2 protein-coding genes are annotated in these 1068 nt (G+C 58.4%); one reads left to right on the top strand and one right to left on the bottom strand.

The window, feature by feature from the left end; genetic code table 11:
- A partial coding sequence (locus NW858_RS05040; RefSeq protein ID WP_414520037.1) for a response regulator occupies positions 1-222 on the bottom strand: 222 nt, incomplete at its 3' end.
- A gap of 249 nt (positions 223-471) precedes the next feature.
- On the opposite strand from NW858_RS05040, the gene NW858_RS05035 reads away from it, so the two are divergent.
- Entirely contained in the window at positions 472-870 is a 399-nt protein-coding gene (locus NW858_RS05035; protein ID WP_414520036.1) for a DUF4346 domain-containing protein, read from the top strand.
- Positions 871-1068 lie beyond the last annotated feature (198 nt).

Here is a 1068-nt window from a genome sequence, read left to right as displayed (position 1 = left end):
GATCAGATCCGGCTGCAAGCTTGGCAGCATCTGCAGGGCTTGCTGGCCGTTTTCCGCCTCGCTGACGCGATAGCCAATGCTCTCCAACAGATCCCCCAGCAACAGGCGACTGTGGGGCTGATCGTCCACGATGAGGAGATGGCCCGCCGGCTCCTGCTCTCCAGAAGGTGTTATCTCAGGGATTCCACCCCCCACTAGCCTCTCAGCTTGGGCCGATTGCATCTTGGCAGAGACTATCCCTAGCTCGCTGCCTCTAGCGTAATCTCAGCTCCCACTGGCAAGCATCCGCCTTTCCACTGAACTTGCTTTAAGCCGCCGCCAATTGCTTAACCAAAACCCTGGCCAACAAGGGGGCTTTTTCTGCAGCAATCGAACTCGCCAGGGAGCCCATTTCTCAGCCACAATGGGGATAATGTAAGGTAGTCTTGGCTACGTTGGCACCCGTTTTGTGAGCTTCTTGGCAACTTTACCATGTCGTCTTTTTCCTCTGAGTCTTTGCGGGAGCAGGTGCGCTGCATTGATGACCAGCTTTCCCGCCGACCCCTGGAGCTCGATCCGGCAGGCTACTTTGTTATCTACGATGATCGGCAGCAGCAGCTCATTTGCGCCAAGTATTACAGCACCGTGATCAACGAGCGGGGACTGGCCACCGACCCGGAGACGGGGGCGGTGATCCCAGCGCGGGGGCCAGTCAATCGCTCCCCACAGCGGGTGTACGTCGGGCGGACGGCCAAGGAGTTGTGTGTCCAGATCTTTGAAAAAGAAAGCGAAAAGGTCGTCTCCCAGCTTAGCCACGCTGCCTACCTAGGGCGGGAGTTCCAGAAGGCAGAAGCAGCCTTGATCTCCGGTGAAGAGTACGTGCAGGACTAGGGGCAAGCTCGCTGCAGGCGAGCAGCCTGTGGCAGAATCGAGCCAGCTTGCCGTGACCAAGATCACAGCGGGGCGAGCTGGATCATGGACGACAAGGTTAAGCCGGGAACCATTCTGCGGGGGCGCTACGAAATCCTGGGCCTTCTGGGGCAGGGGGGGTTTGGGGTTACCTACAAGGCCGTAGATCGAGATACCTTC

The organism is Synechococcus sp. H55.10 (assembly GCF_047502715.1).
Taxonomy (GTDB): domain Bacteria; phylum Cyanobacteriota; class Cyanobacteriia; order Thermostichales; family Thermostichaceae; genus Thermostichus.
This window is presented reverse-complemented; position numbering and strand designations above follow the sequence as displayed.